Annotated in this window: 19 protein-coding genes; 12 read left to right on the forward strand and 7 right to left on the reverse strand. The window is 63.5% G+C overall.

What is annotated here, in order from left to right:
- Positions 1 to 2: 2 nt before the first annotated feature.
- Genes C7441_RS07310 through C7441_RS07325 form a run of 4 tightly spaced genes read right to left on the reverse strand, consistent with a single transcriptional unit; the run spans position 3 to position 3,455 of the window.
- On the reverse strand, positions 3 to 1,001 hold the full coding sequence (locus tag C7441_RS07310; RefSeq protein ID WP_109612303.1) for a branched-chain amino acid ABC transporter permease: 999 nt from the start codon (positions 999 to 1,001) through the stop codon (positions 3 to 5).
- A complete protein-coding gene (locus tag C7441_RS07315) occupies positions 998 to 1,909 on the reverse strand; it encodes a branched-chain amino acid ABC transporter permease (RefSeq protein ID WP_109612304.1) in 912 nt (303 codons plus the stop codon). Before C7441_RS07315 ends, C7441_RS07310 begins: the two co-directional genes overlap by 4 nt.
- Entirely contained in the window at positions 1,906 to 2,646 is a 741-nt protein-coding gene (locus C7441_RS07320; protein ID WP_109612305.1) for an ABC transporter ATP-binding protein, read from the reverse strand. Before C7441_RS07320 ends, C7441_RS07315 begins: the two co-directional genes overlap by 4 nt.
- Positions 2,643 to 3,455: an ABC transporter ATP-binding protein gene (locus tag C7441_RS07325; protein WP_109612306.1), complete on the reverse strand. Its 813-nt coding sequence runs from the start codon at positions 3,453 to 3,455 to the stop codon at positions 2,643 to 2,645. The genes C7441_RS07320 and C7441_RS07325 overlap by 4 nt, the downstream gene beginning before the upstream one ends.
- 184 nt (positions 3,456 to 3,639) lie before the next feature.
- Between C7441_RS07325 and C7441_RS07330 the strand changes: the two genes are divergently transcribed.
- From C7441_RS07330 to ybaK, 8 genes are all read left to right on the forward strand, one after another.
- Positions 3,640 to 4,365, forward strand: coding sequence for a GntR family transcriptional regulator (locus C7441_RS07330; RefSeq protein ID WP_109612307.1), 726 nt, complete (start codon positions 3,640 to 3,642; stop codon positions 4,363 to 4,365).
- Positions 4,358 to 4,708: a TIGR04076 family protein gene (locus C7441_RS07335; protein WP_109612308.1), complete on the forward strand. Its 351-nt coding sequence runs from the start codon at positions 4,358 to 4,360 to the stop codon at positions 4,706 to 4,708. The genes C7441_RS07330 and C7441_RS07335 overlap by 8 nt, the downstream gene beginning before the upstream one ends.
- Positions 4,709 to 4,712: 4 nt before the next feature.
- Positions 4,713 to 5,762, forward strand: coding sequence for an aldo/keto reductase (locus C7441_RS07340; RefSeq protein WP_109612309.1), 1,050 nt, complete (start codon positions 4,713 to 4,715; stop codon positions 5,760 to 5,762).
- 87 nt (positions 5,763 to 5,849) lie between these two features.
- On the forward strand, positions 5,850 to 7,115 hold the full coding sequence (locus C7441_RS07345) for an ABC transporter substrate-binding protein (protein WP_109612310.1): 1,266 nt from the start codon (positions 5,850 to 5,852) through the stop codon (positions 7,113 to 7,115).
- 228 nt (positions 7,116 to 7,343) lie between these two features.
- On the forward strand, positions 7,344 to 8,543 hold the full coding sequence (locus C7441_RS07350) for an aromatic ring-hydroxylating oxygenase subunit alpha (protein ID WP_109612311.1): 1,200 nt from the start codon (positions 7,344 to 7,346) through the stop codon (positions 8,541 to 8,543).
- A gap of 140 nt (positions 8,544 to 8,683) precedes the next feature.
- A complete protein-coding gene (locus C7441_RS07355) occupies positions 8,684 to 9,202 on the forward strand; it encodes a hypothetical protein (RefSeq protein ID WP_109612312.1) in 519 nt (172 codons plus the stop codon).
- Positions 9,203 to 9,375: 173 nt separating this feature from the next.
- Positions 9,376 to 10,029 (forward strand): hypothetical protein, encoded by a 654-nt coding sequence (locus C7441_RS07360; protein ID WP_109612313.1) that lies wholly within the window; start codon positions 9,376 to 9,378, stop codon positions 10,027 to 10,029.
- Between the two features lie 111 nt (positions 10,030 to 10,140).
- On the forward strand, positions 10,141 to 10,614 hold the full coding sequence (gene ybaK / locus C7441_RS07365; protein WP_109612443.1) for a Cys-tRNA(Pro) deacylase: 474 nt from the start codon (positions 10,141 to 10,143) through the stop codon (positions 10,612 to 10,614).
- A gap of 18 nt (positions 10,615 to 10,632) precedes the next feature.
- Here the strand turns inward: ybaK and C7441_RS07370 are convergent, their stop codons facing one another.
- A complete protein-coding gene (locus C7441_RS07370; protein ID WP_109612314.1) occupies positions 10,633 to 12,054 on the reverse strand; it encodes an aminotransferase in 1,422 nt (473 codons plus the stop codon).
- A 237-nt stretch (positions 12,055 to 12,291) separates the two neighbouring features.
- On the opposite strand from C7441_RS07370, the gene C7441_RS07375 reads away from it, so the two are divergent.
- The 4 genes from C7441_RS07375 (at position 12,292) to C7441_RS07390 (ending at position 15,816) form a co-directional block, all read left to right on the forward strand.
- On the forward strand, positions 12,292 to 13,212 hold the full coding sequence (locus C7441_RS07375) for an ABC transporter permease (RefSeq protein WP_109612315.1): 921 nt from the start codon (positions 12,292 to 12,294) through the stop codon (positions 13,210 to 13,212).
- Complete coding sequence (locus C7441_RS07380; protein ID WP_109612316.1) at positions 13,209 to 14,030, forward strand: ABC transporter permease; 822 nt, start codon at positions 13,209 to 13,211, stop codon at positions 14,028 to 14,030. The genes C7441_RS07375 and C7441_RS07380 overlap by 4 nt, the downstream gene beginning before the upstream one ends.
- A gap of 37 nt (positions 14,031 to 14,067) precedes the next feature.
- The gene (locus C7441_RS07385) at positions 14,068 to 15,141 is read left to right on the forward strand and encodes an ABC transporter ATP-binding protein (protein ID WP_109612317.1); all 1,074 of its coding nucleotides are present in this window, start codon (positions 14,068 to 14,070) and stop codon (positions 15,139 to 15,141) included.
- Between the two features lie 261 nt (positions 15,142 to 15,402).
- Positions 15,403 to 15,816 carry a VOC family protein gene (locus C7441_RS07390; protein ID WP_109612318.1) on the forward strand — a complete coding sequence of 138 codons (414 nt, stop codon included), beginning with the start codon at positions 15,403 to 15,405 and terminating at the stop codon, positions 15,814 to 15,816.
- Here the strand turns inward: C7441_RS07390 and C7441_RS07395 are convergent.
- Positions 15,800 to 16,882, reverse strand: a complete 1,083-nt coding sequence (locus C7441_RS07395) for an extracellular solute-binding protein (protein WP_109612444.1) — start codon at positions 16,880 to 16,882, stop codon at positions 15,800 to 15,802. The two genes, C7441_RS07390 and C7441_RS07395, sit on opposite strands and share 17 nt — an antisense overlap.
- 30 nt (positions 16,883 to 16,912) lie before the next feature.
- Complete coding sequence (gene betI, locus C7441_RS07400) at positions 16,913 to 17,602, reverse strand: transcriptional regulator BetI (protein ID WP_244916081.1); 690 nt, start codon at positions 17,600 to 17,602, stop codon at positions 16,913 to 16,915.
- Between the last annotated feature and the right edge of the window lie 32 nt (positions 17,603 to 17,634).

The following is a 17,634-nucleotide window of genomic DNA, read 5'->3' on the forward strand; positions in this document are numbered from 1 at the left end:
GTTCATTGCTTGGGAGTTTCCGGCTTCGTACCGGGACGCAGGGCGCGGGGGAGCTTGCCGAGATGGCGCGACACCACCTTTTCCTCGCCCAGAATGCCGCGCGGGCGCAGCAGCAGGATGGCGCAAAGCCCGACGCCGATCATGACGATCTGGAGCGCGGCCGCGCGCGCCTGCTGGCCCGGCGGGAAGAGGGATGCAATCACGCTGGCGGAGGCTGCCCAAAGCCCCCACACCAGCACCGCGCCGAGGATGGCGCCGCGATTGTTGCCCGAGCCGCCGACGATCAGCATCGCCCAGACCTGGAAGGTCAGCATTGGCAGATAGTTTTCCGGCGCGATGAAGCCGATGAAATGCGCCTGCACCGCGCCCGCCAGCCCCATGATGCCGCCGCCGATGGCGAAGGCTTGCAGGCGGAATTTCACCGCGCTCTTGCCGAGCGCCAGCGCCGCCGTCTCGTCCTCGCGGATGGCGCGCAGCACACGCCCCCAGGGACTGCGCACCAACCGTTCCAGCGCAAGATAGAGCAACACCACCACGACGATAAGCACGCCGAGATTGAACAGCGAAAACAGCAGCGGATCGCCCGCGCAACCGCCGAAGGGGCGCGGGATGAAGCCGATGCCGAAGGGACCGCCGGTGATCCGCTCCAGATTGAGCGCGCTAAGCTGTACCGCCACCGCCACGCCGAAAGTGGCGATGGCGAGATAGTCGGCCCTGAGCCTGATCGTCAGCGCGCCGATGAGGAAGGCGATCAGCGCGGCCGCGACCGCCCCGCCCAGCCAGCCGACGAGGATCGGCATGTCGAAGCCGCCGAAGCGGTTGGCGGTATCGGGCGTGGTCAGAAGCGCCGAGACATAGGCGCCGATAGCAACGAAACCGGCGATGCCGACGTTGAACAGGCCGGTCTGCCCCCACTGCACATTGAGGCCCAGGCACATGATGGCATAGGTCAGCGCCATGGTGAGGAAGAAACAGCCGTAGCCGATCAGTTCGACGCTCATTCGGGCCTCCCGAACAGACCCTGCGGCCGCACCAGAAGCACCAGCACAAGAATGACGAAGGCAATCGCCGCGCGCCATTCGGCGCCGACGATCTGCACCGCGAAGGCTTCCGCCAGCCCTACGATCAGCCCGGCCAGCATCGCGCCCGGCACGCTGCCGATACCGCCGAGGATCGCGGCGGCAAACAGCGGCAAAAGCAGGTCGAGGCCCATATGCGGGCGGATCTGGACCAGCAAGCCGGCCATGATGCCGGCCATGCAGGCGAGCCCCGCGCCAAGCAGCCAGACGATCCGTACCACCTTGCGCACGTCGATGCCAACGACGCCGGAAAGCTGCTGGTTTTCGCTGACGGCGCGCATGGAGCGGCCAATGGCCGTGCGCGTAAGCAGGAGATGCACCGCAACCACCAGCACGGCGGCCACCCCGAGTGACAGCATCTGGTCGGGCGTGGCGCGCAAGCCGCCGCCCAGCGGCAGCGCGATCTGCAGCGCCTTGGTGTAGTAGGCCGGTTTCGAGGTGAAGATGAATTCGAGCAGGCTGCGCAGCGTCAATGCCGCGCCGAAGCTTGCCATCACCATGATGATGACGGTGCTGCGCTGCGCCCGCAGCCGGCCGAAAAGCAGCGCATCGACCAGGAGCGCCAGCCCGCCGGTAAGCGCGACCGCCACCACCGCCGCGATAGGCAGCGACCAGCCGAAGGAGAACGGGCCGATGGGCGCAAGCAGGCCGCCGGACAGGTAGCCCAGCGCGCTGCTGACGGCGAGCGCGATATAGGCGCCCCAGGCGATGAATTCGCCATGCGCGAAATTGGCGAAACGCAGGATCGAATAGGTCAGTGTCACGCCGATGGCGCCGAGCCCGATCATCGAGCCGGTGATCAGCCCGTCCATGAGTGCCTGCGGGTTCATGGCGTCACCGTCTTCGGTTCGCGGCGCGCGCCGAGATAGAGCTCGGCGACGATGGGGTCGTCGGCCAGCGTCGCGGCCGGGCCTTCATGGCGCAACCGGCCTTCGACCAGGATCACGGCGCGGTCGGCAATGGCAAGTGCTGCCTTCACATTCTGCTCCACCAGCACGATGGTGACGCCGTTGGCGTTGATTTCTTTCAGCCGGGCGAACACGTCCGCCACGATTTTGGGCGACAGACCGGCCGACGGCTCGTCGAGGATCAGCACCGATGGCTCGACGATCAGCGCGCGCGCCACCGCAAGCATCTGCCGCTGGCCGCCGGAAAGCTGGCCGGCGCGCAGCGAAGGCCGCGCGGCAAGGTCGGGGAACATGGCGTAAAGCTCGGCAATGCGCCGGGCGCGCTTTTCCCTGGGCAGGATGTTGGCGGCAAGCAGCAGATTGTCATTGATCGACATGGTGCCAAAAATGTTCTCGGTCTGCGGCACAAAGGCCAGGCCGTGCCTGATCTTCTGATGCGCCGGGACAGCGGTGATGTCGAGGCTGCCGAGCGCGGTCGCGCCCGAATGGATCGGCACCAACCCGGCGATCGCCTTGACGAAGGTGGACTTGCCGGCCCCGTTCGGACCCAGCACCACCACCAGTTCGCCCTGCTTCACGTCGAGATCGACGCCGCGCACGATGGGCAGATCGCGCTCGTAACCGGCGACCAGCGCACGCGTGGAAAGTGCCGCCGTCATGCCGCGACCCCGCCGAGATAGGCTTCGATGACTGCCGGGTCGCGCGCCACCACATCCGGCGCGCCTTCCGTCAGATATTTGCCCGTGGCCATGACGACGACGCGCCCGCACAGCCGCGCCACCATCTCCATATTGTGCTCGATGAGCAGAATCGACTTGCCCTGCGCGTTGAGTTCCAGCACGCGGTCGATGATGAGTTCCAGAAGGCTCGGATTGACGCCGGCCGCCGGCTCGTCGAGCAGGATAGCCTCCGGGTCGGCCATCAGAATGCGCGCCAGTTCGAGCAGCTTGCGCTGGCCGCCCGAAAGCACCCGCGCGGGCTCATGCTCCAGCGCCGAGAGCGTGACGAAATCGAGCAGCGCGCGCGCTTTCTCCACCGCCGCCTTTTCCTGCGCGGCGACACGGCCGGGCCGCAAAAAATTCTTCCAGATGTGCTCGCCGGCCTGATCCTGCCCGCCGGTCAGCACGTTTTCCAGCACGGTCATCTCGGCGAAGGGGCGCGGTATCTGGAAGGTGCGGCCGACACCGCGCGCAATACGCCGCTCCGGCCCTTCCTGCGCCACTTCCCGGCCGACGATGCGGATCGAGCCTGAATTCGGCTTCAGGCTGCCGGCCAGAAGATTGAACAGCGTGGTCTTGCCCGCCCCGTTCGGCCCGATCAGCCCCGCCATCTCGCCACGGCGCAGCGTGATCGACATGCCGTCGACGGCACGCACGCCGCCAAACTTCCGCACCAAATCGCGCGCCTCAATAAGCGGCGGCTGCGCTTCGATGTCCTTCGGGCCGTTATGTGCGGGAGTGTTCGGCATCCGGTTCCTGATACCAAATTCTGATCGGTGATGTTTGATCAAACTTTACACCGGTCCCGATTGCAACTAAAAATTTGTCATCCGCACAGCTTGCGGCATCCGAATTTCGAATGGCGGTCCTCATGCCCGATCGGAAACATCAGCAATCAGTGCGAAACGGCACACGCCGCCGGGAGCGGCGTATATGAACAATCGTCGCAGCACATTGTCGCCGGTCGGCCGCGAAACGCTGCAGGACCGCGTCTATGCCGAGCTGCGCCGGTCGCTGATCTACGGCATGTTCGACGCCGGCGAGATGCTGCGCATCCAGGATCTGGCGGGAACGCTTCAGACCAGCACCATGCCGGTGCGCGAAGCGCTGGGCCGGCTGGTATCGGAAAAGGCGCTGGAGGCGCTGCCCAACCGCTCGGTGCGCGTGCCTCTCATCGACCGCGAGCGGCTGGAAGACCTCGCCCGCGCCCGCTGCCTGATCGAAGGCCAGATCACGGCGCTGGCCGTGCCGAACCTCACGGACGACGATTTTGTCCGGCTGAAGGAACTGACGGTCGCCTGCGAGGAAGCCTTCCGCAGCCATGACGACGAGATCGACAAGGCGCAGGCCACGTCCGAACTGAACCACGCCTTCCATTTCTATATCTACCGCGCCGCCGGCTCGGAAGTGCTGATTCCGATCGTGGAAAGCCTGTGGCTGCAATCCGGGCCCTATGTGCGGGCGGCCGCCCATATCCACGACGAGTTCCGCGACATTTCCGCGACCCATCATCACTGGGCGCTGATCGGGGCGCTGGAACGCCGTGACACCGCCGGCTCCGTCAAGGCGCTGACCGACGACATCACCCGCTCCTTCAATCTCATTCGCGGCCGCCTCGACTCTGGGGAAGCCGCAGAAAGGGCCACGAACAATGGCTGACGCCAGGGACGATTCCTTCGAGCTTTACGACCTGCGGGTCGAAGTGGTCGCGCCCGAAGGCGGCGCCATCTATTGCGGCGCCAAGGTGGGCGACTATTTCGAACTGCGCGGCGAGATGCTGCATATGCCGCCGGACCAGGGTTTTTCGATCTATTCGCTGGCCTCGCTCCTGCCGCTTCTGCCGGCCAAGCAGCGGCCGACCCACAAGAACGACTGGATGACCACCGACGCGGAAGTGGCCTGCCCGGACCCCAACTGCACCTCTCGCTTCCGCATCACCCGCACCGGCCTGCGCCGCTTCAGCCATGCCGCGACGACCGCCGTGCCGCTTGAGGACGATTGAGAGCATGCAAAGAACTAAACTGACACCGGACCACGAAATCTCCCGCGTCATCCGTGGCGGCTGGCAGATGGCCAGCGGCCACGGCGCGCAGGTAAGCGACGACCCGGTGTCCGACATGGTGGCCTTCGCCGATGCCGGCATCACCACCTTCGACTGTGCCGACATCTACACCGGCGTGGAGGAGCTGATCGGCCGCTTCCGCCTGCACTATCGCGACGTTCGCGGGCAGGAAGCGCTGGACAAGATCAAGGTGCACACCAAATTCGTGCCCGACCTCGACGTGCTGCCGCGCATCACCAAATCCTATGTCGAAGGCGTCATCGACCAGTCGCTGAAGCGGCTGAACCTCGAACGGCTCGACCTCGTCCAGTTCCACTGGTGGGACTATGACGCGCCGCGCTGGCTGGAAACGGCGCAGTGGCTGGGCGAACTGCGCCAGGCCGGCAAGATCCGCAACATCGGCGGCACCAATTTCGACACCGACCATATGGTCGATATCGTCACGGCGGGCGTGCCGCTGGTGTCGATGCAGGTGCAGTATTCGCTGCTCGACAACCGCCCCGCCAAGCGCATGGCGGCGGCGGCGGCCAATCACGGCGTTTCCTTCCTCTGCTACGGCACGGTGGCCGGCGGCTTCCTCAGCGACCAGTGGCTGGGCGCGAGCGAGCCGGACGGCGCCCTCGAAAACCGCTCGCTGGTCAAATACAAGCTGATCATAGACGATTTCGGCGGCTGGGAGCTGTTCCAGACACTGCTGAAGACCCTGCGCGGCATCGCCGACCGGCACGGCACCGACATCGCCACGGTGGCGAGTGCTGTCATGCTCGAGCGGCCGGGCGTCGCCGGCGTCATCGTCGGCGCGCGCAACCGCTCGCACCTGCCTTCGAACCTTGCGATCTCGGACCTCGAACTCACAAGCGAGGACCACGAGATGATCAATGGCGTGCTGGCTGATGCAAACGGGATCGAAGGCGATGTCTACACGCTGGAGCGCGACCGACACGGCCGCCACGGCGCGATCATGAAATACAATCTCAACAAGGGGGCGGCATGAGCGCCGCACCCTCGACAGACAGCCTGAAATCGAAACAGGAACGGCATCCGGGCAGAAAGCCGGTGGCCACAACCAAGGGGAACTGAAATGCGCAACATGCTTCTCGCCACCACCCTGCTGACGGCGCTCGGCGCCTCGGCCCTGCCCGCGCTTGCCGCCGATTGCAACATTCCGGTCGGCCTCGTCATGGAGTTGACCGGCCCTGCCGGCGAATACGGCCAGGCCGGGGCCAAGGCCGTCGAAATGGCGTTTCGCGACGTCAACGAGGCGGGCGGCGTGGACGGCTGCAAGCTGGTGACCGACACCCGCGACAGCCAGAGCCAGGGCAATGTCGCGGTCGACCAGGCCACCCAGCTCGTCAACATCAAGAAGGTGCCGGTCATCATCGGCGGCATCATCTCGTCGGTGTCGATCCCGATCCTCACCTCGGTCACGGCGCCTGCCGGCGTGGTACAGGTCTCGCCCGCCTCGACCTCGCCGACGCTCACCGAGCTCGGCCGCGACGGCAAGACCAACGGCGTGTTCTTCCGCACCATCACGTCCGATGCGCTACAAGGCACGGCGGCCGCCAAATACGCTATCGACCAGGGGCTCAAGAAGATCGCCATCATCCACGTCAACAATGATTTCGGCGTGAACATGGTGCGCGAGTTCAAGGCGGCCTACGAGAAGCTCGGCGGCACCATCACCTCCGACACGCCCTACAATGAAAAGCAGGCCAACTACGCCTCCGAAGCCAGTGCCGCCATGCAGGGTGACCCCGAAGCGCTCTACCTGATCAGCTATCCGGTGGACGGCGCGACCATCGCCCGCGCCTGGATCTCGGGCGGCGGCGCGCAGAAATTCCTGCTCAACGACGGCATGAACTCTTCCGAGTTCATCGAAAGCGTCGGTGCACAGTACCTTAACGAAGCCTATGGCACCTCGTCCGGCACCAGTCCGACGTCCTCGACCGAATATTTCAACGGCAATTTCGAAGCCTTCTCCGGCGGCATCAAGCCCGATGCGCCGGCGGCCGACCGCTCCTATGACGCCGGCGCCATCGTGGCGCTCGCCATCGCCAAGGCCGGCAAGCCCGAAGCCGCGGCGATCAAGGCGGCGATCCCGGAAGTCGTGGCCGCCGACGGCGAGCCGATCCACGCCGGCAAGGAGGAATTCGCCAAGGCGCTGAAGCTCATCAAGGAAGACAAGCCGATCAAGTATGAAGGCGTCATCGGACCGGTCAGCTTCGACCAGTATGGCGACATCACCGGCCCCTTCCGCCTGTGGCAGATCAAGGACGGCAAGGTCACCACAATCGGCGAGATGAGCGCCGACGAGGTCGGCAAGATCAAGGCCGAGACGGAGAAATAAATCCTCCCAGGACACACAAAAACCGAAAGCACTCCCCTCCGCGCCGGCCTTCGAGCCGGCGCTTTTTTTGCGCCCTGCGCTGTCGATTAACACCCGGAAATCTCGGGTCTTTTTCCGCGCCGCGCCGGCCGGCACGGTCTGAACGAACCCATCAAAATTCCATAACATATTGCAATTAAACAATAAATGTGATCGTATTGAATGATAATTCAATAAAGAGGTGGAACGATGAACCCGCACATTCGCGATATCAGGGTTCCCGATGACTGGGATCGGCGCGGACTGCCCGGATGGGCCTATCACAGCCCGGCCTTTCTGGAGCTCGAAAGGGAACACATCTTCCGCAATCACTGGCAGATCATCGGCCACGTCTGCGACGTGCCGGAGCCGGGCGACTATCTCACCATGGATGTGGTGGGCGAGCGCGCGCTGGTGGTGCGCGGCAAGGACGGCGTGGTGCGCGGCTTCCACAATATCTGCCGCCATCGCGGCAGCCGCGTCGTCGCCGACGTGCGCGGCAGTTGCAGGAACGCGCTGGTATGCCCGTTCCATGGCTGGGTCTACAATCTCGACGGCACGCTGCGCGGTGCGGCCCGGCCAAAATCCTTTCCGGAACTCGACAAAACCGAGTTCGGCCTCGTGCCGCTCGACCTGGAAATCTGGATGGGGCTGATCTTCATCCGTTTCCGCAAAGGCCCGCAACCTTCGATGGCCGAGCTGCTGAAGCCCTTCGAGGAGGAACTGTCGCACTACCGCGTCGCCGACATGGTGCCGACCGGGGAGCCATGGACGCAGACCAGCCCGGTCAACTGGAAGTCCGTGCGCGATGTCGACAACGAAGGCTATCACGTCGCCATGGCCCACCCGGCGTTGCAGGACCTCTATGGCGCCAGCTATTACGACGAGCCCTTCGTCAACGGCGTGTCGCGTTCCTTCGCCACCTACAATCCTCACGCCGGGCGGCGCTGGAGCGTCGCGCGCTATGTGAATGTCGCACCGGAGCCGAAGCATTTGCCCGAGCGACTGAAGAAGGCCTGGATCTATTACGGCATTTTCCCCAACGCGGTGATCTCGGTGATGCCGGAGACGGTGCAGTTCTATCAGGAGTTCCCGCTCTCGACCGGCGAGACGCTGCTGCGCGGCGCGATCTACCGCTATCGCGACGAAAGCCGCGAACAGGCCGCCGCTCGCTACCTGTCCTACCGCATCGACCGGGAGACCATGTCGGAGGACGTGCAACTTTCGGTCTGGTCGAATGAGTCCATGCTGTCGGAGGCCTTCGGCGGCTTCTATCTCTCCGACCTCGAATATGGCGTACGCACGCACCATGACCATCTGCGCGCGCAGCTTCCGGTGCTGAACCTCGACACGGCGCCAGACGAGACGGAGATGGCGAGCGTCAACGAAGCGCTGCGGGCGCAGAAATAGTCGCCAGGCCGCGGCGCGAAACAGGCAGAACGTCACGCCGGAATTGCCGCTGGTATGGCGGCAATTCCGGCGAAGCCGGTTCACCCTTTCTTGGGAAACTTCCCCATACAAGCTCAATCGGTGGTGCGTGTGGGGGATTGATGATTAACCAGGCCAAAATACTGATGTTCCTGAAAGGCGAGTGGTCCGCACTCAGCCTCTTCGACAAGTTTCAGCTATGCCTTGGCTGCGCCGGCCTCTGCTGGGGCGCCTGGGCGATATCGCCGGAACTGGAAACCCTCAGGGAGATCAGGGACCGCCTCGGCCCTGCGGTCCAGGCGGCCGACATTGTCTATGTCAGCAAGGCCAGCCGCGACGGAGAGGATATTGCCATCCAACTCCAGAAGGCCCGGTCGGAAAACCCGCTCGAGTACGAACTCTGGATGTGCGCAGGCGACGGCGGCAAGGACCTTATTTTCTTCGGGTCGGGTCACTTCGGACGGGAAGAAAATTCTTTGACGCTTCGAAATACGATTTCCGAAAACCCGTCCCAGGTCCTTTTGAAAGTAAACGCCGATGATCAGGCGTACGCACGATTCGAGGAGTGGGATGTCTTTCGTTCCGTGAAAGAAACGGAAACCAGGATATTGCAGGGCGACGTGAATTGCGGGGAGATATGATGCAAACGAGACGTAGCGTGATGGTAGGCCTGGCGGGGACAGCTTTTGCCGCCTCACTTCCCGGGCGGTCCTTCGCTCAGTCCCTATGCGAAGTTTGGCCACAGACCCTGCTTTGGGATATCAAGCATGCCCTTTGGGGATCGACATCCGGCGAATATGAGGATTGCGTATATATGATCGGCGGCCCCTGGTGCCCGGTTTGCCGCCGTTCCGTGAATGAGTATTTCGACGGCAAGCTGAAATTCGAGCTTCGGTTCGTCCCGTTCGATGCCGTTCAGATGAAGCATCGCCGCCAGATGGCAGACATCGTGCTGAACAATGTTGACGGGATCAAGCGGACGTTTGTCGACAACACCCCCGCGCCCAGTTTCCCGCCGCAGGTGGAGAAACTGATCCACGATGCCAATTTCATCGCCGCCGAAGGCTTCAAGCCCAGGTTCAAGAATCTGGCGTCACCCACATTCGTCTACGACGACGGGGAAGGCGCCGCGATCTTCAAAGGCTACAAGCCCTGGAAAGACTTCACGGGAAGCCTCCAGTCGATGGGATCGGAGATCACCGATTTCAGTCAGGAGCTTGACCGGATGCTATCGGAGGAAAGGAAGCTGGATTCGGCAGCCCTGGTCGGCTTCCGACGGACCACTGCGATCCATGCGCTTCCTCACAGCGCATCCGCCTCGCTTGGATGCTTCGACACCCAGCAATACGAGGCCGTGGCGGAAGTGCGTTATCAGGACACCGACTGGATTAAAATTCTGGCGCTGTTCAGCACGCAGGATGAACCTGTCTATGGCTATGTTGCAGCAAGCGACATGGTGTTTGCCTGACGAGTGTCAGGCGCGGACTGGCCGGCGGGCGTTTCGGAAGGTCTGGACCCGAGGCCGCCTGCCGGACGGCCTTCCATCTTGCGGGCCACGCCGGCTCTGCTAGACAAAGGCATGTCCAAGACCACACCCGCTACGCTGGCGCTGACGAAAGCTGGCGTGTCTTTCACCCTCGCAACATATGACTACGATCCCAATGCCGATCGCGTCGGGCTGCAGGCTGCCGGGGCCATGGGCGTGCCGGCCTCCATCGTGTTCAAGACGCTGATGGTGGAGGTCGATGGCAAGCCGGCTTGCGTGGTGGTGCCCTCCGATCAGGAGGTCAACATGAAGAAGGTCGCCGCTGCCTTTGGCGGCAAGTCGGCCAGCATGATGAAGCCTGCCGACGCCGAGCGGCTGACCGGCTACAAGGTCGGCGGCATCAGCCCGTTCGGCCAGCGCAGGCAGGTGCCGGCGGCAATCGAGGAAATGGCGACGCTGGAAGACGAAATCTTCCTCAATGGCGGCCAGCGGGGCCTGCAAATCCGCATGCGTCCGGACGACCTCGCACAGGCGCTTGGAGCCAGGATGGCCGACCTTATTCGCTAGAAACCGGCGTCGCTCCCCTCACCCCCGCCAGACGCCTTCTTTCCTCAACTCATCCATCGTGCGCGAAATGCCTTCGCGCAGGATCGAAACCATATCGTCGATCTGCTCTTTGGTGATCGTAAGCGGCGGCGACATCACGCACATATTGATGAGCGGCCGCACCAGAAGGCCGAGTTCATGGCAATGCGCGTCGATGCGCATGCCGACATTGCGGTCGAGCTCCAGCGGGTTCCTGCTTTCGCGATCGGCCACGCAGTCCACGCAGGCCATGAGGCCGAGCCCGCGTACCTCGCCCACCAGCGGCAATTCCTCCAGCGTCTTAAGCCGCGCCTGGAAATAGGGCGTCACTGCCCGCGCATGGGCAAGGATGCCGCCTTCGAGCAGGTCGAGATTCTTCAGCGCCACCGCGCATCCCACCGGATGGCTCGAATAGGTCAGCCCGTGAGCATACATGGCCGTCGGATGGTTGGAGCGGCGCAACTCTTCCAGCAGGCGCTCGGAAACCACCATGCCGCCGAGCGGGAAATAGCCAGAGGTCACGCCCTTGGCGAAGGTGATGATGTCGGGCTCGATGCCGAACGCCTCTTCGGAGGCGAATACGTGGCCGAGCCGCCCGAAGCCGGTGACGACCTCGTCCGACACATAGAGAATATCGTTGTCGCGGCAGATCTTGCGGATGCGCGGCAGATAGTTTTCCGGTGGCACGATGACACCGCCCGAGGCCTGCACGGGCTCGCCTACGAAAGCCCCGATTTTTTCCGCGCCGACGCGCTTCACCGTCTCCTCGAACTCGGCCACCAGACTGTCGGCGAAGGCCGCGATGCTCATGCCCGCCGGCCGGCGGAACGGATCGGGCGACGACAGCTTGATCACCAGATCGTCGGCGCCATCCATCCAGTCGCGGTCGCGCGGGCGGCCGTTGAGCGAGGCCGACAGATAGGTCGAGCCGTGATAGGCGCCGCCGCGCGACAGGATCAGCTTCTTCTCCGGCCGGCCGCGCACATTGTTGTAGAACTGCATGAAACGCAGCGCGCTTTCCACCGCCGACGATCCGCCGGTGGTGAAGAAGACCTGGTTGAGATCGCCCGGCGCATGCCCCGCGATGCGCCCTGCCAACACGGCGGAAGCTTCGTTCATCGTGTACCAGGGCGTGTTGTAGGAAAGCTGCATAGCCTGCTCGTACATGACGCGGGCCAGTTCCTCGCGACGGTGCCCGACATTCACGCACCACATGCCCGCCGGTCCGTCGATCAGGCGTTTGCCGTCGCTGTCGGTGATGTATATGCCCTCGCCCTCGCCGATCAGGCTGCGGGTTTCAGCGCCGATCTCGCCGGCGGTCGGCCAGGGCTGCACCAGATGGCGCCTGGCAAGTTCCACAGCGTCCTCACCGGTTGGCGCATCGCCTGCCCTTGCCGCCATCATATCATGTACCGCAGCCATGCCCTTCCCCTTTCCGACACCCGTCCCGCTACGCCGTTCCGGCGTTGAAGGAAGGTGCGCTCCTCGTTTATTTTGAATATCCGTTCAATCAATATCACAGAAATATCGCTTGATTTCAATCCGCGGATAAGCTCATGATGATGAAAAGCGGGCGCATGCGGGAACCATGACGCCGACGCAGAATGGGATGATCATGCAGAACGTTTTCGAGCCTGCATATGCGGGAAAGCCGCACCAATGACGGCGGCTGCGGAAGACGCGTCACCTCTGCCACTGAGGCGGCATCGCGGGCGTTCTTCCCTGTTGCAATCGGAAGCCGCACAGGGATTTGCCCTGATCAGTCCGACCTTTCTTTATGCGCTGGTGCTGCTCGTCGTTCCGATCGTCGTGATCCTGGCGCACAGCTTCTGGACGCAGAACTATCTCACGATCGACCGCACCTTCACACTGGAAAACTACCGCGTCGCGCTGACCGAGCCGATCTATCGCGACCTTCTCATGCGCTCCTTGTGGATCTCGCTGCTGGTCAGCTTCTTCACGGTGGTGCTGGCCTATCCCATCGCCTTCTACATCTCGTTCCACGGCGGCCGGCACAAGGGGCTGTGGCTGTTCCTGATCACCATTCCTTTCTGGACCAGCTACCTGCTGCGGGTGATGTCGTGGAAGGTGATCCTCGGCTACAATGGCGTGCTGAATTCGGGGCTGATGGGGCTTGGCATCACCAGCGAGCCATCGACGGCGCTGCTCTACAACACCAGCGCCGTGGTCATCACGCTCACCCACGCCTGGGCCGCCTTCGCCATCCTGCCGATCTTCGTGTCGTTGGAAAAGATCGATCGTTCGCTGATCGAGGCCGCGACCGATCTTGGCGACGGCCCGCTGCGCAGCTTCCTGCGCGTTACCCTGCCGCTGTCCGTGCCCGGCGTCGTCTCGGCCATACTCATCGTCATGATCCCGACGGTGGGCGATTTCGTCACCCCAAAACTCGTCGGCGGCAAGGATGGCGTGATGATCGCGAACGCCATCGAGGCGCAGTTCGGCAAGGCGTCGAACTGGCCGCTGGGTGCAGCGTTGTCGGTCACCACCATGCTGGTGGTGACGGCGATGGCGGCGGCCACCGTGCTCATCATCCGCTCCGCTGCGAGGCTGGCACGATGACGATGATGAACAGGATGCTGTCACGCTGGCTGCCGGCCTACGCCTTCCTCTACATCGTCTTTCTCTATCTGCCGGTGGTGTTCCTGCCGATCTTCTCGGTCAACACCACGGCTTCGCCGAAATTTCCGCTCACCGGCCTGACGCTGAAATGGTATCGCGACCTGCCCAATACGCCGGCGCTGATCGACGCCGCCTGGAACAGCCTGATGGTGGGGGTTTCGGCGGCGCTTCTGGCCACCCTGCTTGGCATCTGCGCGGCGCGCGCCATCACCCGCTATCGCTTTCCGGGCCGGCGCGCCATCAACGGGCTCATCATGGCGCCGCTGGTGCTGCCCGAGATCATACTCGCGGTGTCGATGCTTCTGGTGATGCTGCAACTCGGACTCAGCCTGTCACTGATCACCGTGGTGTTCGGCCATGTGCTGATATGCATTCCCTATTCGCTCTCCGTGCTGACCTCCGGCTTCGAGGGTTTCGACCGCAGCCTGGAGGAAGCCTCGGCCGATCTCGGTGAAAGCGCCTTCGGCACCTTCCGGCGGGTGACGCTGCCGATGGTGGCGCCGGCCATCATCTCCAGCCTGCTCGTCAGCTTCACCATTTCGCTCGACGAGTTCATCATCGCCTTCTTCCTGACCGGAACGGAGCCGACGCTGCCGATCTATATCTGGGGCCAGTTGCGCTTCGCTTCCAAGCTGCCGGGCGTTCTGGCGCTCGGCACCGTGCTGCTGGTGGGCTCCTTCCTGCTTCTCACCATCGCCGAAGTGCTGCGCCGGCGCGCCGCGCGCCGCACCCAGAACACCGGAGGCGCCCATGCCTGACCTGCCCCTGCCCGAACGCCCGCTCAGCGATCGAACGATGATCGAGATTTCGCATGTCAGCCGCAGTTACGGCGCCTTCAAGGCGCTGGACGACGCCTCGCTGACGATCCGCGAGGGCGAGTTCTTCTCGCTGCTCGGCCCCTCCGGCTGTGGCAAGACCACGCTGCTCAGGATGATCGCCGGCTTCGACAATCCGACCACCGGCACAATCGCCATTGACGGCCAGCCGATGGAAGGCATTCCGGCGAACCGCCGGCCCACCAATATGGTGTTCCAGAGCTACGCCATCTTCCCCCACCTCAATGTCGAGCAGAACGTCGCCTATGGGCTAAAACGCCTGAAGCTCGGCGCTACGGAAGAAAGACGTCGCGTCGAGGAGGCGCTTGCGCAGGTGTCGCTCACCGGTCTCGGCAAACGCGGCGCAAACGAACTTTCCGGCGGCCAACGGCAACGCGTGGCGCTGGCGCGCGCGCTCGTCATGCGGCCGAAGGTGCTGCTGCTGGATGAACCGCTGTCGGCGCTGGACAAGAAACTGCGCGAGCAGATGCAGGTGGAACTGCGCCGGTTGCAGCAGGCGGTGGGCATCACCTTCATCCTCGTCACGCACGACCAGTATGAGGCGCTCGCCATGTCCGACCGCATCGCGGTGATGTTCGGCGGGCGCATCACGCAGGTCGCCTCGCCCAAGGAAATCTACCAGCGCCCGGTGAACCGCCAGGTGGCCGACTTCCTCGGCGGCATGAATTTCGTCAAGGCCGAGATCGTGGAGGAAAACGGCGCTTCGATCGTGGTCGACACCCTCGGCTTCGGCCGCGTCAGGACAGACAAGCCGCCGGCCTTCACGCGCAATGGCGGGTCGGCCACGCTCGGCATCCGGCCGGAACGACTGCGCGTGCTGTGGGACGACGCGACGTCGAAATTCGAGGTGGCCGGCCGGGTCGTCGAGCGCCATTATTTCGGCGAGATCACCCATCTGATCGTCGAAATTCCGGGGCTTGAAAAGCCGCTGTCGGTGACCGAGACAAATGATTTCGGCGCCGACGACATTCCCGTCGGCTCGGCCGTTCGGCTGGCCTATGATCCCGATGCGCTGGTGGCGCTGGCCGATTGAACCGGCCGGTTATTTCCGGCAGGGTCTGGAAACTTCCGCGTCACGGACTCCCTCCCGCCTTGATGAATCTACTCCGCCCTATTCTCGCCCTACCCCCTCCCCGCGAGGGGGAGGAGAATGATTTTCGTCGCCATAGTCGCCAAAACGGTGAAGATCAGTGCCAGCCGGACATGCAGCTGGGTTCCCCTCCCCCTTGTGGGGAGGGGTTTGGGGTGGGGCATTTCAAATGCAATTGCCTGACCGAAACAGGGAGACGCCCGCATGACGATCACCGCGCTCGACCATGTCCAGCTCGCCATGCCGGCGGGCGGCGAGGAAGAAGCCCGGCGCTTCTATGAAGGCCTGCTCGGCATCCCCGAAACGCCCAAGCCGCCAGCGCTCGCGGCACGCGGAGGCTGCTGGTTCGAGGCAGGCACGGTGAAAATCCATCTCGGCGTGGAGGCCGTTTTCGTGCCGGCCCGCAAGGCGCATCCCGCCCTGGTAACGGATGATCTCGCCACCCTCACGGCACGTCTTGAAGTCGCCGGCATCGCGATAACGCCCGACAATGCGATTGCCGGCACGCGCCGCTGCCATGTCAGCGACCCTTTCGGCAATCGCATCGAGCTGATCCAGGACAAGGCAACCATGGAGCAACAGGGGTCCCGGGATAGGCTGCTCAGTAGCCGGCCTTGATCTTCTCGAATTCGGCGATCATCTTCTGCTTGAGGTCTGACGGCACCGGCGACTGGAACCAGATCCTGTCCGAACTTTCCTGGGCGGTTTCGTAGCCCTGTTCCTTCAGCACCTGCGGGTCTACGCCTGCCATGCCTTTCGCATTGGCGTGGCCGTAGCCCCAGTCGCCCACCAGCGTCTTGGCGACTTCCGGGTCGTTCAGCGCGCTCAGGAAATCATAGGCCTTGTCCTTGTTACCCGGCGCATCCTTGAACATCACATAGCCGCAGACCCAGGTGGAATAGCCTTCGTCCGTATCCTTCCTGGCCTTGATCGGCACGCCATTGGCCACCGACTGGGCCACCGCATCGTTCCATGCCCATGCCAGATCGACCTCGCCGCCGGTCAACGCCTGCACGATTTCCGTGGTGTCGGCCCAGTAGAGGCGAACATTCTTGTGCACCTGCCGCAAAAAATCCGACGCCTGCCTGAACTGCTCGTCGTTCATCACGGCGCCGTTCCTGAGGCCGATGGCGATGGCGGCGAGCGCATAGGCGTCGTCCACATTGTCACCGATCGAGACGCGGCCCTCGAATTTCGGATCGGCGAACGCCCTTACCGATTGCACGTCCTTCTCATCGATCTTGTCGCTGTTGTAGGTGAGCTGGGTGTTGCCCCATTCATAGGGCATCAGCCAGACCTTGCCGTCATCGCTGGTGACAAGGTCCTTCATCGCCATGATGTCGGGGTTGAGATCGCTCCAGCCTTCGATCCGCGACGTGTCGAGCGGCTGCAGCAACCCCGCCTCGCGCCATTTCACGACATTCTGCGAGCACGGATGGCCGAGGTCGGCCTTGAAGCCGGAACGCAGCTTCTGGAACGCTTCCTCCTCTTCCCCGAAGAAGGCGAAGCTCGGCGAATCTCCATATTTCCCGGCATATTTCGGATGGAAGCTGGGGTCTTCGTAGCCGGCCCAGTCAAAGACCAGCAGATTGTCGTCGGCCGCTCTCGCAAGCCCGGCCACGGACGCCGCCAGAACCCCTGTCAACGCCAGCGCGAGCGAAAGCCGTTTGGTGCGTGTTTTCATCGTTCCCATCCTTTGGTCTTGTTTTTGGTGTCAGGCGATCTTCTCCCGTGCCTCGCCTCCCCGCGAGAAATGATCGGGAAAAACCGATGCGAGATAGTCGGCAGCCGCGCGGAAGGCGCTTTCGCGCGTGACGTTCTCGGCGCCTATCATCAGGCGCAGCCACAGGCCCTCGAGCATCGCGCTCAGGGCCAGCGCGGTGGCTTCCACGTCGTAGCCATAGCCGGCCTCGTCCTTGAGCCGCTCGCACAGGTCGACGATGGTCTGCTGATAGACCTTGTCGCGCGCCCCGCTCAGCGCCTGATAGGTCGGCCGCGATTTGGCTTCGCCCCAGAAGGCGCACCAGGCCGCCAGCTTGCGCTTGTTGCAGATCGAGCGGTCGAAATCGGCCGCGACCAGCGCATGGAGCCGCCGCGCGGCGTCGCCGCCGGCCTTGTCGAGCGCAGTGCGCCAATGGGCGGCATATTCGTCATACATATGCTGCAACGTCGCGACGAGCAGCCTTTCCTTGCTTTCGAAATGGAAGTTGACGATGCCGCGCGACAGCCCGGCGCCATCGGCCACATCGGCCATCGTGGTGTCGGAATAGCCGCGCTTGGCGAGCGAATCGATCGTTGCCTCTATGAGCTGCAACTGCCGCGTTTCCTTCGATGCCTTGCGGCTGCGTTTTTCCGTGTCGTTCCTCTCGACCGCCTTCTCGGCCGGCCGTTGCACTGTCTTCATCGCCGCTGTCATGCTCCACATCGCCGGTTAAC

It is taken from the genome of Pseudaminobacter salicylatoxidans (genome assembly GCF_003148475.1).
GTDB classification, from domain to species: domain Bacteria; phylum Pseudomonadota; class Alphaproteobacteria; order Rhizobiales; family Rhizobiaceae; genus Pseudaminobacter; species Pseudaminobacter salicylatoxidans.

Bases quoted from the DNA above. Each gene is read 5' to 3' on its own strand.
- C7441_RS07355 (WP_109612312.1), top strand. From the start codon at position 8,684: ATGATTAACCAGGCCAAAATACTGATGTTCCTGAAAGGCGAGTGGTCC.
- C7441_RS07370 (WP_109612314.1), bottom strand. From the start codon at position 12,054: ATGGCTGCGGTACATGATATGATGGCGGCAAGGGCAGGCGATGCGCCA.
- C7441_RS07345 (WP_109612310.1), top strand. From the start codon at position 5,850: ATGCGCAACATGCTTCTCGCCACCACCCTGCTGACGGCGCTCGGCGCC.
- C7441_RS07325 (WP_109612306.1), bottom strand. From the start codon at position 3,455: ATGCCGAACACTCCCGCACATAACGGCCCGAAGGACATCGAAGCGCAG.
- C7441_RS07350 (WP_109612311.1), top strand. From the start codon at position 7,344: ATGAACCCGCACATTCGCGATATCAGGGTTCCCGATGACTGGGATCGG.
- C7441_RS07390 (WP_109612318.1), top strand. From the start codon at position 15,403: ATGACGATCACCGCGCTCGACCATGTCCAGCTCGCCATGCCGGCGGGC.
- C7441_RS07360 (WP_109612313.1), top strand. From the start codon at position 9,376: ATGATCGGCGGCCCCTGGTGCCCGGTTTGCCGCCGTTCCGTGAATGAG.
- C7441_RS07380 (WP_109612316.1), top strand. From the start codon at position 13,209: ATGACGATGATGAACAGGATGCTGTCACGCTGGCTGCCGGCCTACGCC.
- betI (WP_244916081.1), bottom strand. From the start codon at position 17,602: ATGAAGACAGTGCAACGGCCGGCCGAGAAGGCGGTCGAGAGGAACGAC.
- C7441_RS07330 (WP_109612307.1), top strand. From the start codon at position 3,640: ATGAACAATCGTCGCAGCACATTGTCGCCGGTCGGCCGCGAAACGCTG.
- C7441_RS07395 (WP_109612444.1), bottom strand. From the start codon at position 16,882: ATGAAAACACGCACCAAACGGCTTTCGCTCGCGCTGGCGTTGACAGGG.
- ybaK (WP_109612443.1), top strand. From the start codon at position 10,141: ATGTCCAAGACCACACCCGCTACGCTGGCGCTGACGAAAGCTGGCGTG.
- C7441_RS07310 (WP_109612303.1), bottom strand. From the start codon at position 1,001: ATGAGCGTCGAACTGATCGGCTACGGCTGTTTCTTCCTCACCATGGCG.
- C7441_RS07320 (WP_109612305.1), bottom strand. From the start codon at position 2,646: ATGACGGCGGCACTTTCCACGCGTGCGCTGGTCGCCGGTTACGAGCGC.
- C7441_RS07335 (WP_109612308.1), top strand. From the start codon at position 4,358: ATGGCTGACGCCAGGGACGATTCCTTCGAGCTTTACGACCTGCGGGTC.
- C7441_RS07385 (WP_109612317.1), top strand. From the start codon at position 14,068: ATGATCGAGATTTCGCATGTCAGCCGCAGTTACGGCGCCTTCAAGGCG.
- C7441_RS07375 (WP_109612315.1), top strand. From the start codon at position 12,292: ATGACGGCGGCTGCGGAAGACGCGTCACCTCTGCCACTGAGGCGGCAT.
- C7441_RS07340 (WP_109612309.1), top strand. From the start codon at position 4,713: ATGCAAAGAACTAAACTGACACCGGACCACGAAATCTCCCGCGTCATC.
- C7441_RS07315 (WP_109612304.1), bottom strand. From the start codon at position 1,909: ATGAACCCGCAGGCACTCATGGACGGGCTGATCACCGGCTCGATGATC.